The sequence below is a fragment of the Sphingomonas sp. PP-F2F-G114-C0414 genome (assembly GCF_003688595.1).
Taxonomy (GTDB): domain Bacteria; phylum Pseudomonadota; class Alphaproteobacteria; order Sphingomonadales; family Sphingomonadaceae; genus Sphingomonas.
Genome location: NZ_RCWT01000009.1, coordinates 52,376 through 68,269 on the forward strand (window position 1 = coordinate 52,376; position 15,894 = coordinate 68,269).

Below are 15,894 nucleotides of genomic sequence, written 5' to 3' on the forward strand. Positions count from 1 at the left end.
CAGCCCTGGCGCTTACTCCAAGACGTAAGAAGGGCATCCGAGTCGCCTCGAATGCCCTAATTTTTCAAGCCGCTTGGGAGCAACCTGCCTGCAGCTCTAAGCGCTCAGTCGTTTAGATGCCATTCGAAAGATTGGTATCCGGATCGTTGGTGCGCATGTCTTCCGCCTGATTCTGGCCTGTGGCGCGCACTGCGTCGGCCTTGTTCTCCAGGCTCGCTTCAGCTGCTTCGTTGCCCGTGGCGTCGGCCGCGTCTTCGAGGTTATCGGCGACGGCTTCAGTGTTCGACTCGATCTTATCGGCCGCCTGCTCGCGCGGGCTGGAATTGCAGGCTGCGAGCGAGAGCAGACCGGTAACGACGGCGACAGCAAAAACTTTCTTCATGATCAACCCTTTTTGTGGTGCGGTACGGATACACGACGGCGGTTGGAATTCAACGCCGATCCGCTTGGTGGGGTATGGCTGCCCAGCGGCCAGCAATGCTTTGTCTAAGCGATCCCTCAATAGGCAGGAACCAGTGGCCAAACCCATGCGCTCGCGTTCGCGGGCAAGGGGAAGGGTTGTGACTAAGGGCCGATGTCGATCGCCTGCGCTTCCGCCCGGCGCGCCGACGACTTGGCAAAACCGAGTTGCTCGGCGATTGGATCGTTCCATCCGTACGGGTCGGTGCGGAAGGCTATCGCCCCGTCGGCACCGACATAGACATTGTGATAGAGCAGCCGGACCGGAATACGACGCGGCAACGGCACGAAGGTCATCTCGCCCGTCGCCTGCGCAGCCTGCCAGGCGTCCGCGACGCCCTCGTCCTCGGCGAGCATCTGCGCGAAGCCGAGCGCGTTCTCGACGCGGACGCAGCCATGGCTGAGGTGACGCTGACTGCGCTCGAACAGGGCAGGCGCCGAGGTGTCGTGCAGGTAGATCGCCTGGTTGTTGGCCATGTCGAACTTGACGAGGCCGAGCGCATTGTCGGGTCCCGGCTGCTGGACGATCCAGCCGTCACGCAGCACCATGTTGTGCGCTTGCAGAAACGCGTCGTCGACATTCGCCATCTCGCCGTTCTGGATCGATTTCGGCACGGTCCAGGTCGGGTTGGCGACCAACCTGAAGATCGGCGATGCAAGCGCCGGGGTCTCGTGCCCGGGTTCTCCGACCACGACCTTTCTCTCGTCCGCCACCGTGCCGTCGCGGTAATAGCGCAACTGTGACGCCGCGGTGTTGACGTCGATCCGCGTGGCCGGTGGCATGCGTTCGAGCCAGCGCCGGCGCTCCAGCGCAACGCCCAACGCCCGGGCGCGGTCGCCGGCGCCCAGGTTGAGCACCTTCAGCGTCTCGGGGCCGACGACGCCGTCGGCGGCAATCCCGTAATCGGTTTGCAACCCTTTCAGCGCGTCCGCCAGCGCTTGCGTGTAGAGCGCCGACATGGGGGAAGGCGCGAGTTGCGACGGCTCGGTCGCTAAACCGGAGGGTGCCAGATAACCGCTTTGCGTCAGCTGATCGGCGATGGCCGCTACCCGCGGGTCTCGATCGCCGACGCGGATCAGGCCACCGGTGATCGGCTGGGCTGGTCCAGCCGCGGCCGCAGCCTGACTGAAGCGGAGATAGGCGTCGGACAAAGCCCGGTATTCTGCGTCCTGCGGTGCCAGCGACGCCAGCCACTCGGTGAGTTTACCGGTCGCAAGGGCGACGCCGAGGCCGGCCGTTACGTCGGTTTTTGGCCGGGGCAGGGTATAGATTTCGTGCAACGAGACAGGATCGATGTGTCCTCCTGCCAGCGCTTCAGCATAGGAGAGGGCGGTGCGCGACCGCGCTACGTCGGCGATGGCGGGGCTTGTATCCATTCCGTCCGCGGCGGCGAAGGCCAGATGGTCGAGACCGTGCCGGCCGCGGTCGGCGAGCGCGGACTGGAATGCCGTGATGCTCTGCTTCGACCACAAAGCTCGCCATTTCGACTTGGCGTACAACGTCCGAAGTCTGGGGTCCGTCACTTCGGCCTCGTCGACCGCAATCGCGATGGGGTCTGGACGGGCTACGGCTTCGATCGGAACGACCTGAGCGTGCGCCGCTTCGTGGGTAAGCAGGATCAGCAGCGGGACCGTGGATCGGCACAATGTCTTATAGCGCATCCCGATCTAACGAGCCAGTCGGCAATGTGGACCAGCACGACGGCCGGTCGCAGCATAAATGTGCCGTTCGGCTTGCTATCGCTAGTCTAAAATCGATCGCCGGCGCTGCTCTTGAAGGCGTCGGCCCGGCCTGTTTCACTCGCAGATCGCGCCGTGGCGTCGGCCGGGCGAAGTTGGGGAACGACAAGCCGCCCCCCAGCGTCCGACTATGGGTCTGGCCGGAAGCCGTAGCGCAGGGATCGATCGCCCACACCCGGACGTTCAGGCTGGCGATCGGGGCGCCCCATAACGGCCATTCGTTCAGCGCGACTTTCCCGTTTCTACGTCTCCGATTGGCCATTTCGGGAAAGGCCAATTGGGAACGGGTCTTGGGAAGTAAGCTGCCCCAGGCTGTCTGCGTGATCGCCGGGGCGACTGTCCTACCCTAGGTTTGTCTTTGGGAAGGTCTCTACAGTCACCCCGCCTGCATCACTTTTCTTGTTGCGCCCCTCGCAGATCGGCATCGATCAGGGTTGCGACGTCGGTGACCGGAAGACCCTGCCGATCATTGAACGTGCCTGCCTTCGGCCAGGACACACCGCGACCGATGGCGAAGGCGGCGCGGTATTTGCGCATCATGTTTTTCGGATCGTTCGCTAGCTCTTCCATTAGGATAGGCACGGTCCAAACCGACCGCTTGAAGGCCCGGCCCAGTGCCACCTCCAATTTGTCCGCGACCTCGCCATATGTGACGGTGTCACCGGCCAGGAAGACGATCTGGTTGCGGATCGTCGGCTCGAAGAACACGATCTCGGCGGTCAGCATACCGATGTCATCCGGCGTCGTCAGCGTCACAGCGGTATCAAGGCTGCCGAGCGCGTGAACTTCGCTATTCTCCAGATCGACGACGCCAAAGTCCGGCTCGAACAGGTAGCTCATGAACATGCCCGTGGAGATGATGACCCACTCGGTCTTGTCCTGCGAGCGCAGCAGCGCGCGCACGTCGAGCTGCGCATCGAAGATGTCCTGCGGCCCGCCACGGCCGATCGCCTCGAAGTCGACGCCGAACTGCCACGGAAAATAGCGCGGGACACCGGATTGCAGCGCCGCCTTGGCGAGCTTCATCGGCGTGTTGATCCCCGCTGCGTAACCCGCGCAGCCGATCACCGTATCGTAGTCCGAGAAGAGCGATGCCAGCTCATCGATCGTGTCGTTCACCAGGTCGCTGATCACGATCTTGATCCCCGCTTCGCGAATTTCGGCGATGTCACGCCGCTTGGAGGGATCGCCCGACTCGACGGCACTCTCGCGGAGAAGGACGCTGATCTTGGCACCGTCGATGCCCTTGGCGCGACGCGCCAGATTGCGGAGTACGGGCATGCCAAGCTCGCCAGCACCCAGAACGAGGATATTGCGGGATTTCACGTTGGAGACTGTATCGTTCATCGTTCTAACTCGTTTCACCGTGGATGCCGGTGATCTGGCAAGCCACGGGCAAGCGTGAAAGATGGGTACATGCGTGATACTGCCGTTCAATCGCTAAGCGAGGAGGACATCCTCCAATATTCGCAAACGGTGTGTGATGGCCTCCGGGACGATGACGACGGGGTTCGCCGTGAGGTGTTGGCCCATGCCGGCAACCGCTGGTCGCTTGGTGTCATCCATACGCTCGGCGTGTACGGCCAGCTTCGCCATGCGGAAATCGGCCGACGGATGCACGGTATTACGCAGCGGATGCTGACGCGCACACTGCGCCATCTGGAGCGCGATGGATTGGTGGTGCGTCACGACTTCGAGGAGGTGGTTCCTCATGTAGAATATTCTCTGTCCGAAACCGGACTGAAGCTACTGGTCAGGATGGTTCCGCTTTGGACGTGGATCGTCGAGAACGTCGACAGCGTTCGCGCATCACGGGAGATGTTTGATCGGGAACACGCGGGAGAACAGCCCTGAAGGCGAGATCGGCTGACAGGCTCAGCTTTCCAGAAATACCATCGTCTTCGCGAAAAGACCGCGCCCCGCTATGTCTGCTATCGCAGTAAACCGCTCCGTAAGCCGCCCGTCCGCGTCCCTTCAACTGCGGGCCTGGATAGCGTCAGCGCAGGTGGCGGAGGATTGGCTGGGTGCAGATAAATTGGGGGATGCTACCTTTCGTTCTCACCGGCGTCGCTATAACGATTGGCGTTTTCCGATCGACTCGAGCCGAGCAGCCGCCTCCCATTGGGCGAGAGTTTTTCAGGCCGCATTGGGAGTGGGAGCGAAACAATCCGCTAGTACGCCGTCTTCGTGCAGCAAGTGCATGGCTCACCATCTTTATTGGAGCTTTCGCTACCCTCGTACTCCTGCTGATATTCTGCGGGGTCGGCCTGCCATTCGATTGATCGGCGAATTTCGCCCACACCCGGCTATTCGCCGCCTCCAACCTTTGTCTAAAAGCCGACGTTTGTTCAACTATTCGGCTTTGACTTGGAACTGCCTCAAGAGAAATAATCGATCGGCTCATGCCTTAACGCTCTAACAGTTTTTCGATCTTCTGGCGTGTTAATCCGTATAGTTGCGCAACACCCTCAGTAAGAGTGCTTTCTAACGCATTTAGTTTTTGCATCAGTCTGTTGCGGTTATGACCGGCGACGGTACGAGAAACCTCGCTTGTCGCTTGGACGATAGCGCGCACTGTGTTGGCGACGATTAAATGTTGTGCGTTATTCGCGTCATATTCTAATACCGGTAACATTTTCAAATATGTTCCTTTGATCTTAGGAAACGTTTCACGATCATCTTTAAATCGCTTTGACCAGTATAAACTGATTAAGGGGGAGTTCAGAATGCCCGCTAGGAAATATGTCGATTCACTATCTATAGGTGAAATCATAAACATCGTATTGAGACACTGATATCCTAGCTCATCTATCGCCACAGTCGGAAACGCACCAATTTGCCTACACAGGATTTTGGGCTTACCGTTCTGACGATCGTCATCCCAACAACCTCCGCTTTGAGCTACGCGATCGGTAAGGCAGGCCAATCCATCCCACTGAACCTGAAACCTATTTATATTTCTTCCGGCGTAGCACTTGGCATAACTTCGAGGAGCCACGTCACCCGAAATTTGGCGGATATCACCGGGAAAAAGCTTACTGTTGCGTAGTTGCTTACCGAAATTGACATAGGCTAGCGTGCTTAAAGGTACGCCTCTGCGATCCATTGCTGCCAGTACGTCGGCCTCGCCGGTTGTGGCCGGAACCAAGAGGCGGCGCTCGTCGGACACTATGTTCGCCAGGGAGACATCGACTTCGCGGCTCACTGACAGTCCAAGCGATGTGATGCGGCCTTCTGAGAACGTGATGAACTTCCGTCGCTTGGCAGCGTCGAAATGAAACACGCAAGTATCTACGCTAGCCCCGGCAAAAACCCGACCCTTGATATTTATTATCGATTTTAGGTTACCAGTTGAAGATAAAAGACTCCGAAGCGCAATCGCATAATTATTAGTCAAAAAGTTTGACGGAACGATATAAGATAATATGCCACGAGCACTTAATAATTGAATTCCTCGTTCAATAAAAACGTGAAATAGGTCGATTTTAAATTCTGCAACCTTGTATTTTTCGGCAATATACTCGCGAACTGCCGGTTGACGGTTATCATCCTGCAAAAGAACGTAAGGCGGATTTCCGATAATTATATCAAACTTCCGTCCTTTGGTAGAATATGCTATGAACGATTTCCAATTGAACGGGTTAACCTTGATTTCGTCAACTAGTTCAGAAGAGAAGCTTGGTTGAGCGTATATGTCAGTTGACACTAAGGAATTACCACATCTGATATTTTTTCCCAAATCTGGCAATGCTCTTACATTGAAGAGGCTCATTTGCGCAGCGAGTGCATCAGCACGCTCGCCTTCAAGAACCTTCATAAGCAATGAAAGCTTAGTAACTTCTACTGCCTGATTATCGACATCCACGCCGTAAATATGACTAATTAGTATCCGGCGCTTCTCTGCGATGGTAAGCCGCCATTTGCCTTGAGATACTTCGTATAAGCGGGGATTTCTTCCCTTTGCATACTTATCCACGCCCTCGGATACGTATGCTATGAGATACCAGTCCAAGATATATTGATACGCTTCGATTAAAAAGGAACCCGATCCGCAAGCGGGATCAAGCACGGTGACTGGGGCGGCATCTTTTGCACGTCCATCTTGTCCACTAACCTGAGCAGTAGACCTCCCTTCGAAGTGGGGAGCCAAGGCGCTCTTAACTATATGACGAACAATTGCTGTCGGCGTATAGTAAACGCCACCAGCCTTTCTAACTTCTGGCTTTTCTTCTACAGAGGCCTTCTTGCCAGAGAGAACAATTTCGTTACCTAGGAATCGCTCATAAACTTGACCAAGTATATCTGCCGGAAGTATAGAAAACTCGTACGGACTCTCAGGATAATATAGCTTTGAAAATATCGTGCTTAATACTTTGTCGGATATCAATAGATTTAATGTAACTAAGTCTAAAGTATCCGAATCTCCGTCAGATCTATTGAAATGGAAAAGTCCCGAATTGTATCGTGCGTCAGCGTTTAGAAATATTCGCTTCAGTCTATCATATACGCCTTTACCGGTGCCAAGAGCTTTAAGAGATCCGTATGGCTCGAAACCCCGGTCTTCGGCAATCCGGAGAAATATAATGCGATCAATTGTCCGCTGGACCGCATCGTTCAAATCTCGAACGCCAAGGGCGCCATTTTTTGCCGCTAGGTCTGTTGCAAGTGCCAGGCGCCAGTTTTCGATTTCGGCAAGGAACGCGCTATCGACCTGCGCGGTGCCTTTGCGTGTGGCGTCCTGCGCGTACTTGTCGAACGACCCGCGTAAGATTGCTTCACGGCTGAATACGCTAGCAATCTCTTCCCACCGGTCAGGATATTCATCATAGGTAAAGTATAATGGCCGGGATTTGCTTGCTTTTTCGCCTAACTTTGGCTGGATGCGGCAATCGTAAACCGCAAACTCCTCAAAGTTGGTGAGGATTGATATCGGCAGTTTGGCATTCCACCCGTAACGGCGGAGCTGGAAAGCAGATGCCTGATTATTAGCGATGTCGATCAAAGGCACTTTTGTTTCGACAAAAAACTTTCTCACGCCTCCAATTCTAAAAGCATAGTCAGGCGCCTTGGCGCTCCCTCCAATATGAATCGTATCTTCGTGAACGACGTCCTTGTAGGCTTCGGCGTATCCTGCGGCATTGGAAATATCCCAGCCGAGAGCTTCGAAGAAGGGATCGATGAATTCGATCCGCAGTCGGGTTTCTTTATAGGCGGATGAGCGAAAAGCTTCACGGTTCCGGCGATAATGCTCGACCAACTCAAGAACTTTAGTCGGTGCCAATTTCGTTGTTCCTAATCCGAAAACACTACGCAAATCATGATTGCAATCGGTCCTCGCCGTCAATCACCAATTGGCGGCCGCTAGGAACGCTTAACATCGTCGCGTCGACGGAAGCTGAAATATGACGTTGGTAGAGCGCCGCGCTAGCGCTTGGACAGGCGACAAACCCGCCGCACCCCCACGAGGTGCGACGCGTTTCCCATCGCTAAAAGACGATCGCCCCTTTGTTCGGTGCATGAACAAGAGTCCGCTTACGCCGTACGTCGTCCTAAAGCCGACGGGCCGCTATCCTTCCCCATTCACGACATCCATGACGGACGATCATGCGCTAAGCGCAGTCAGCGCGGAGATGAACAAATGTCTGAAGTTGGGGAGTGGGGAAGGGCGCGCGAATGTCCGCAATTGGGTCTCCCCTCAGCAGGTCGGCCGCGGCAGCTCACGACCAACTCACGCCATACATCAGCAAGGGCCTGAAGAGCGGCTTTTTGCCAAACCTGCCACTCACGCTGCGCGAAACCAATGTTCGGCGTTGCGACCTATCCTGGCCAATCCCCTGCTGAGTCAAAGGGGGCGTGACCTCCCGTGGCGGAAAACACCTGTTTGTCACACAGTGGCCCCTGTACATTATTCGGACACAGATTCACGGTAGGAATCTGTTGGCCTGAAAGCGCCCAGTGTCGAACGATAAGCTTGCCGATCCGCGCAACGAACGCACCCATTCGTTATGCGCGATCATTCCTGCTTTCCCATCTCTGATTGGCAATTTCGGGAAAGAGCAATCGGGAACAGATTTTGGGAAAAGAGGGATGGCGCTACGGCTACCAGCGTAATCGCTAGGGCGACTTTTCTGCTGTGGGTTCCCAATCGGAAGGCTGGGTCGGCCAGTTCGTCCAAGTCCACCCACGCGCGCATACATGGATCACCTATGCCTTGGGGGCCGCGTGCCGACCAGCCCGCGACGGAACCGAGTTGCGGTCAGTATGGCAAGCTGTGCCACGTCGACGGTCGACTCCATCTGCGCCAAGCCGTCAATGGCGAGCAACGTGAAACCATGGACCAGGGCCCAGCATGCCAGCACTGCGGCCGTGAGCCCGAGCGCATCCGCCGGATCGACATCGAGCGACGCGTCTTCAGCACCACGGTGCACGATATCGCGCAAGACGGCGCGAGCTGCTTCCGCAGCAGCCAACAAATTGGACGGCAGAGCACCATCGGATTGCAGTTCCTGTCCGAACATAAGCCGGTAATGGGCGGGGTTTTCAAGCCCGAAGCCGATATACGCCATTCCGGTCGCGGTAAGCGCGGCATCCGCGTCTAGGGCGTCCGCTGACGCCATCAACATCCGTTGCCGCAACGCTTCATATCCCGCCACACCAACGGCAGCCAGCAGTGCGCTCTTGTCGGCGAAATGCCCATAAGGCGCATTGTGGCTGACCCCCGCACGCCTCGCGACCTCTCGCAGCGAGAAGTCCCAGCGTTGCGTCTCTCGCAGGATTTCGGTCGCTGCGTCGACGAGCCTCTGACGCAAATCGCCGTGGTGGTAGCCGGCCTTGGACGGCTTCGATGCTGGGGCGGTTGCCATAAGCGCGATCATCGGCGGCTGCCTTGACAGTGTCAACCATTCACCTATCTTGGCATTGTCAACTTCGGTTCAAGAGCGGTAGATAGAGCAGCATGGTTCACGCGGCACGTCTCAGGCAGATCCTTCGCTGGGCCCACATCGGGGAGGCAGCGTTCCTCGGCACCTACATCTATTCCCCTTTGCACGCCGATCCGCTGTGGACGGATATCGCGCGGTTCGGGGTGTTTCCCCTCGCGGCCCTAAGCGGTGTATGGATGTGGCAACAAGCCCGGATCGGTCGTGCGCTGCGTGGCAATCGTCGCGCGCCTGTCATGCAATCTTGATCCGGAGACGTAGCAATGTATCACGCATTCATCCGCCATCAGGTCCGCAAGAGCTTTGCCAGCCTCGGCACCGTCCTGCCCTCCAACGAGGTTGGAAACCTGGCTCCCGACGTCGAGCAATCTTTGCCGGGAACAGTGCCATCGGCGGAGCGCGCCGGGGGCCGGCAGCCTTCGTCCGCTGGCTAGAACGCGTCTACCGGCTGCTCCCTGACCTGAAGTTCGAGGTGCAGGACGTCATCGTCTCGGGCGGGCCGTTCAACACCCGCGTGGCGGTTCACTGGCAAAGTAGTGCGAAATCGGTGACGGGCGACCCTTACGTCAATGACGGCGTCCATCTCATCCGCATGTCGAAAGGCAGGATCACCCATATCCACGTGTTTACTGACACCGAGGTGATTGCCAGCACGATGGCGGCAGTTGCAGGAAAAGGGATCGAGGAGGCTGCGGCACTGCCTTTGGGTTGATCTACACGACATGTCGGCCAGCGCGACGGATTATCCGTAAGCCGACCGGTCCATCCTCCCAATCCTGGCCGTTACCGAACCAACTTTCGCCTTGCCATTTTTTTCATAAATGACCGTCTTTGAGGGTATTGACGGCGCTGGCGCATTTCTGCGGCACTGAGCCTTTCGCAAACCTCTTTCATCCATTGGCCGTAAGGCAGGGCTTGTGTGAAAGCCGGGCCTACCGTGAATCTGTGTTCGGATAATGCACAGGGGCCGTGCTGCGGAATACGACCTATCTCGAAGCCGTGATGCGTCTTCTCGAACAGCAGGGCCGACCTGTGCCGTCGCACTTTCTCCAGTATCTCTCGCCGCTGGGGTGGCAACACATCAACCTGACCGGCGACTGTCTCTGGACAGATGCCGACATCCCCGATGGAAAACTGCGCGCCCTGCGTGGGGCGCTCCGCTCGCGGGACTAACTGCCTTTATCGTATATCTGTGCCCGTTTATGTAGCGTCGCCGTTAGGGGGCGATGCCACGCATGATTAACGACAAACGACGATCAAGAGCTGTTTGCCACCCGTCCACACGGTCGAGCCGCCAGTCACTAGCTACCATGCGGCATACCAGCATCACGTCGTCGGCAGTGATATCAAGCGCGATCTGACCCGCGGTTTTCGCGGCCTGTAAAGGGGACTCGATAACGCCGATGATCTTGGCCTCGCTGACACCATCGTCCCGGTAGTCCGCCATATCAGGTAGCGCCGCCAAATATTTATCATAAAGCATCATCATTTCGGCGAAGAGTCGGAGAAAATGAAGCGGGTCTCTAACCGGGGCAGCCAGCACAACGACGATGGCATGAAGTTCGTGTTCGAGCACCGCCTCGTACAGGGCTGCACGGTCGGTGAAGTGTCGATAAAAGGTCCCGCGAGTTACCTTGGCGAGCTGGCAGATGCGCTCAACGGGGACATCACCGCCTTCGTCCTGCATCAGCCGCTTGCCAGCGGCTATCAGCTTCTCACGATTGGCTTCGGCATCCCTACGCATTGCAAACCTCGGTAATTGTGGAACGCCGCGTAGCAGGAAGATGACATCCAACAAAGCTCGGCGCTTTCGACGCCAAGCTTTGTCGCATCAGGCAGCCCATGCCTTTCCGTTGGCAAATTTCGCGACAGCCGACGTGCACTTGTTATCTTGCGCCTTCACCTCGTCGAGGGTCATCACGATCTTAGTTGAGGCGTGATCATCGCTGATATGTTTCGCAAGAAATGACAACTCTCTATTGTTCCGTCAATTAATGCGCAGCTCCTGGAGGTAGCGCAGCCGTAGGCTTTGGCGCAAACCAGACAATGGTGGCAGCAAATACAAAAACAATCGCTGACAGCAGGAATAGATGGTTGGTCGACACGGCCAATGCTTCTTGGTCAACAATCCGCTCGATCGCACTACGGACCTGATCGAGCGACATGCCAGTTGCCTCCAACGCTTCCTGTGCAGGCCGGCTATTTAATCTGCCCGCCATCTCGCTGCGAGCGACCGTCGCCTGGCTGTTCCACATCGTCGCACCAATCGATGCGCCGAAGGCGCCCGCAACGGTCCGCAAGAAGCTCATGAGACCGGCAGCGGACGCAGTTTCCTCAACTTTCACCGAACCCAACGCCAGTGTCGCCAGTGGGATGAAGAAAAAGGCCGTAAAGAACCCCTGCACGAGTTGTGGGTTCGAGAGCGTCCAGAAGTCAGCGTCCGACGTCCAGCCAACCCTCATATAGGCAGAAAACCCGAGACCCAGGAGGCCAATGCAGGCGAGCAGGCGTGCATCCTTGGTCTCGGTCATCTTGGCGACGATCGGTGACATGATGAGACTGCCGACACCGATAAAGGCCGTGGCATAGCCGGCCCAGGTCGCTGTGTAGCCAAGGCTCTGCTGGAGCCATTGCGGCACGAGTACAATGCCGGCGAAGAATGCCGCGTAGCCGGCCGACTGGGCAATGACCGCAGCTGTGAAGCCGCGGTGTCGGAACACGCGAAGGTCGACAACCGGTTCGCGCTCCGTCAGCTCCCACGCAAGGAACATGGCGAACCCGATCGCGGCGACGATCGCCAGGATGACGATAACGCGGTCATCGAACCAATCGCGTTCGCGCCCGAGGTCGAGGATCAGCTGGAGGGCTCCGACCCACACGACGAGTAACGCCAAGCCCACCACGTCAAGACGCAGCCGACGGGTCGGCATAACGATGCTCGACAAGAACCGTTTTGCGCCGAACACAACAAAAAGACCGACCGGCACGTTGATGAAGAAGATCCAATTCCACGAGGCATTGTCGGAAATGATGCCGCCGAGAATAGGCCCGAGGATCGGGCCGATGACGGTCGTCACCGACCAGATGCCCATCGCTGCACCTGTCTTCTCGCGCCCGAAAATGCGCAGCAGCAGCGTCTGACTGAGCGGCATAAGAGGACCGCCGCAGAGGCCCTGTCCGATACGAGCGACGATTAGCATGCCAAGACTGCTTGATATGCCGCACAGGACAGAGAAGGCTGTGAAGCCGACCATAGCCCAGAAGAACGTGCGTACCGCGCCGAACCGTTGCGCAAGCCATCCGGTCAGTGGAACACAGATCGCTTCGGCAACGGCATAGGATGTGATGATCCAGATACCTTGCGACGGCGAGATGCCGAGGCTGCCTGCAATATGCGGCACCGACACGTTGGCGATCGTCGTGTCGAGCACGACCATGAAGTTGGCAAGGGCGAGTGTTATCGCCGCAAGGGCGAGCTGGCCACCCGCCAGGCGGCCCTCCCTGGCATCATCAGCCATCGTCACTCGTCACCGAGGTTGACCTCGGCCTCCATGGATAGGCCGACCCGCAGAGGGTGCTGCGCCAATTCGCGTGGGTCGAGTGCAATGCGGACGGGCAGACGCTGGACGACCTTGATCCAGTTGCCGGTCGCGTTCTGCGCAGGGATCAAGGCAAATGACGATCCGGTACCCCCGGAGAACCCGACGACGCGGCCATGGTATTCGACGTCACCACCATAAAGGTCCGACTTGAGAATCACGCTCTGACCCGGCTTGACACGCGCGAGCTGCCCCTCCTTGAAATTGGCATCGACGTACATTTGCGACGTTGGCACGATCATCATCGTCGTCGCGCCAGGCGCGATACGCTGTCCTACCTGGACCGCTCGCCGGGTGACGATCCCGTCGATCGGAGCCCGTAGAATCGCTCGCTCGACATCTAGGCGCGCCTGATCGACCTTAGCTTGTGCAGCTAAAACGTCTGGTGATCGATCCGTAGACACGCCGCTTGTGAGAGCGATGTTGGCTGTATAGTCGTTCTGAGCTGCAGCCCGGGTCGATTGCGCCTGCGCGACCCCTGCGCGGGCTAGCGTGACTGCCGCTTGAGCATTCGCCAATCGATTGCTGGCGGCGGTCAGTTCGTCGCCCGAAACGGCACCACTGGCACTCAGCGTACGTCTGCGATCATAGTCGACTTTGGCCCGCACGGCATCCGCCTGCGCGGAGGTGAGCTGGGCGCGGGCACGGGTGATCTCCGCATCGCGTGCGTTTACTTGCGCTCGTAAGCCCCCCCCGGTTGCACTCGTCTGCCGGAACCCGCGCTGAGCTTTCGCCAGTTCCGCCTCTGCGGAACTCAATGCGATCCGGCTGTCGCGGTCATCCAGGCGTAGAAGAACCTGCCCACGACGAACCATTTGCGTATCGTTCACGGCGATCATCTTCACCTGACCACCAACCATTGGCGTCACCATCGCGGTGTCCGCACCGACGTAAGCGTTATCGGTCGAGACCTGTTGCCCGCCCACAAGTACATGCCAACCGCCGTAGCTGGCAGCGCCGATCACCACGACAGCGGCGATACCAACGAACGCCTTCTTGCGCGCCGGATTCGTAGTTTTCTCCTCGTGAGAGTGATCGTTCTTGTGATGGTCCTGCGCGTCATGATCGTTGTTAGCCACGGATATCATCCTTGAGGGCAGCGGCATTAGCCGATGGAAGGGGTGCAGCTGGCTCGAACCCACCTCCGAGCGCGCGAACGAGCGCGACATCGAGCGAGAAGGCGCGCGTGGTAAGATCGGCGGCGATGCGGCGGTTTTGGAGAACCGCCGTTTGGGCGGCGAGTACGTCGAGATAGGTCGAGAGCCCGCCGCGATACCTCAACCGAGCAATCTCATAGGCCTGCTGCGAGGCGAGCAAGGCCGCCTGGGCATTTTGCAAGCGTCCGGTTAAAGCCGTCCGGCTGACGGCGACATCCGCGACCTGCCGAAAGGCCTGGATCACGGCACCGTCGTAATCGGCAACTGCAGCATCGTAAGTCGCTCGCGAACCACGGTAGCGTGCGCGCAGTACTCCGCCGTCAAAGATTGGAAGTGTGATGGCGGGCGCAACGTTGCCGTAGGTCGATCCTGCCTTGAAGACGTTGCCGAAGCCTAATGCCTGCAAGCCAATCAGGCCCGTAAGGTTGAGCGAGGGATAAAAGGCGGTTCGTGCCACCTTTATGCGTGCCGCGGCTGCCTCGACCCTTGCCATTGCGGCTCGGACGTCTGGCCGTCGGGCAAGCAGGTCGGTCCGGACTCCAGTGGGTAGCCCGTAGCGTCCACCTCTTGCGATGGGATCGACGATTACCTCTCCGCGGCCGGGACCTTGTCCGGTTAGTGCCGCCAACTGGTTCTTGACCAGAGCGATCGCCTCGTCGGTCGCGCCAAGCTCCGCCTTCGCAGCGGGAACAGCACCCGCTGCCTGCTTGAGTTCGGCTTGCGTATCGAGTCCGTTGCTGACCCGGTCGGATACCAGTTGCTCCGTATCGCTCCGCACCTTGATCACGTCGATGGCGATCGCCCGCTCGGCTGAAAGCCGGATCAGTTCTGCGTAGGCATCAGCGATGCCCGTAGCGAGAATGAGCCGAGCTTGCGCCAATTCGATTGCGGACGCCTCCGCCTCGGACAAGGCCGCCCGTGCTGTGGCACGGTTGCGTCCCCATGGGTCGATATCGAAGCCCGCCTGCAAGTTGGCGGTCCCAGTTTCATTCCAACCCTTGGGCACAAACTGGCGCGGGATACCGGCGTTGTAGCTCTGTTTGACAACCCCCGCCGAACCCTGCGCTGCAAGCGTCGGCAAGAAGGCTGCACCAGCTTCGCGCGCCACGGCATCTGCCGCTCGCAAGCGGGCGGACGCGGCTGCGAGGTCGGGAGCGCGGTCCAGACCTTCGGTGATGAGCGCTGAGAGCTGCGGATCGTCGAACGCCTCCCACCACCGATCCGCGGGCCATACAGCGTTTTCGATTGGCATTGTGGACTGTTGGACCTGCGCTGACGTGATCGGTGACGGCCGTGGACCGAGATCGGGAGCGGCGCATCCCGCGAGAGGACATATGGCGATGGTGGCCATGAGGAGTGCGGGCGCTCTCACCGTCTTGTTCCACGCAAGGGGAGCCCCAAAAGCTTGGCCAGCATCGTGGCTCCTAACGGCACAAAGGGTAATGGCGCCGACCAGATCCGCGCCTCATAACCGGCGCGCTCTTCTACATTTGCATCAGGCAAGGCAGGTTCTCCGTCGTGGTGTGCGACGCATCCTGCGGAACCCGCACAAGCGCCACTTGCTACCAGGGGTGACAAAATGACGCCGCGGCAATCGAGACTCTCTTACGAGTGCGGGGATACCAACCCGCCACCTCTTTCCGGCTGCTATGTCCTGCCATTCCGATAGGCGAACGTCAAGCTATCCGTACACTGGTGCCCGTTTATTTTTTTGCGGCGAATATTTTGATGCGTGTATTTACTAATCAGCCCATCCGATGCGCAGACGCACCGGAAAAATTTTTGACGTCGTCCGTTTTCAGCAAGAGTTTCCCGGCCTAGTGAAAAACTAGGGCAAGGATCTGCAAATGGACAAATCGACGTACACAGAAGAGCAGCTCACCTGAGGGCTAAAAAATCCGGAAATCCGTCGCCATTTCATCGCTTGCGGCAACTTCTCGACGTTCGATCATCTGCTTTCAACAACAAGCAATAAAATCAAAATTTAGCGAAGCGAGCGTC

11 protein-coding genes and 1 pseudogene are annotated in these 15,894 nt (G+C 58.0%); 3 read left to right on the forward strand and 9 right to left on the reverse strand.

The genetic code is table 11. From position 1 onward, the window contains the following. Positions 1-112: 112 nt before the first annotated feature. From C8J47_RS19425 to C8J47_RS01020, 3 genes are all read right to left on the reverse strand, one after another. Positions 113-529 carry a hypothetical protein gene (locus C8J47_RS19425; RefSeq protein ID WP_259467284.1) on the reverse strand — a complete coding sequence of 139 codons (417 nt, stop codon included), beginning with the start codon at positions 527-529 and terminating at the stop codon, positions 113-115. A gap of 35 nt (positions 530-564) precedes the next feature. Then, entirely contained in the window at positions 565-2,121 is a 1,557-nt protein-coding gene (locus C8J47_RS01015) for a L,D-transpeptidase family protein (protein ID WP_121884094.1), read from the reverse strand. A 468-nt stretch (positions 2,122-2,589) separates the two neighbouring features. After that, positions 2,590-3,636, reverse strand: a complete 1,047-nt coding sequence (locus C8J47_RS01020) for an aromatic alcohol reductase (protein ID WP_259467286.1) — start codon at positions 3,634-3,636, stop codon at positions 2,590-2,592. Here C8J47_RS01020 and C8J47_RS01025 point away from each other — a divergent pair. Beyond that, entirely contained in the window at positions 3,616-4,053 is a 438-nt protein-coding gene (locus C8J47_RS01025) for a helix-turn-helix domain-containing protein (protein WP_121884096.1), read from the forward strand. The two genes, C8J47_RS01020 and C8J47_RS01025, sit on opposite strands and share 21 nt — an antisense overlap. A gap of 553 nt (positions 4,054-4,606) precedes the next feature. On the opposite strand, the gene C8J47_RS01030 is transcribed toward C8J47_RS01025, so the two are convergent. Together C8J47_RS01030 and C8J47_RS01035 are read right to left on the reverse strand one after the other, a co-directional pair. Beyond that, complete coding sequence (locus tag C8J47_RS01030; RefSeq protein WP_183128980.1) at positions 4,607-7,480, reverse strand: Eco57I restriction-modification methylase domain-containing protein; 2,874 nt, start codon at positions 7,478-7,480, stop codon at positions 4,607-4,609. A gap of 919 nt (positions 7,481-8,399) precedes the next feature. Continuing rightward, complete coding sequence (locus C8J47_RS01035) at positions 8,400-9,074, reverse strand: TetR/AcrR family transcriptional regulator (protein ID WP_121884098.1); 675 nt, start codon at positions 9,072-9,074, stop codon at positions 8,400-8,402. A 238-nt stretch (positions 9,075-9,312) separates the two neighbouring features. Here C8J47_RS01035 and C8J47_RS01040 point away from each other — a divergent pair, with 238 nt between their 5' ends. After that, positions 9,313-9,849 (forward strand): nuclear transport factor 2 family protein, encoded by a 537-nt coding sequence (locus C8J47_RS01040; RefSeq protein ID WP_121884099.1) that lies wholly within the window; start codon positions 9,313-9,315, stop codon positions 9,847-9,849. A gap of 257 nt (positions 9,850-10,106) precedes the next feature. Beyond that, positions 10,107-10,310 (forward strand): annotated as a pseudogene (locus tag C8J47_RS01045) (Tn3 family transposase); the annotation flags it as partial. 43 nt (positions 10,311-10,353) lie between these two features. On the opposite strand, the gene C8J47_RS01050 reads toward C8J47_RS01045, so the two are convergent. From C8J47_RS01050 to C8J47_RS01065, 4 genes are all read right to left on the reverse strand, one after another. Next, positions 10,354-10,932 carry a TetR/AcrR family transcriptional regulator gene (locus tag C8J47_RS01050; protein WP_220683327.1) on the reverse strand — a complete coding sequence of 193 codons (579 nt, stop codon included), beginning with the start codon at positions 10,930-10,932 and terminating at the stop codon, positions 10,354-10,356. A gap of 196 nt (positions 10,933-11,128) precedes the next feature. Next, positions 11,129-12,655, reverse strand: coding sequence for a DHA2 family efflux MFS transporter permease subunit (locus C8J47_RS01055; RefSeq protein WP_121884677.1), 1,527 nt, complete (start codon positions 12,653-12,655; stop codon positions 11,129-11,131). Between the two features lie 2 nt (positions 12,656-12,657). After that, entirely contained in the window at positions 12,658-13,815 is a 1,158-nt protein-coding gene (locus tag C8J47_RS01060; RefSeq protein WP_259467287.1) for an HlyD family efflux transporter periplasmic adaptor subunit, read from the reverse strand. Continuing rightward, complete coding sequence (locus C8J47_RS01065) at positions 13,808-15,244, reverse strand: efflux transporter outer membrane subunit (protein WP_121884678.1); 1,437 nt, start codon at positions 15,242-15,244, stop codon at positions 13,808-13,810. Before C8J47_RS01065 ends, C8J47_RS01060 begins: the two co-directional genes overlap by 8 nt. Positions 15,245-15,894 lie beyond the last annotated feature (650 nt).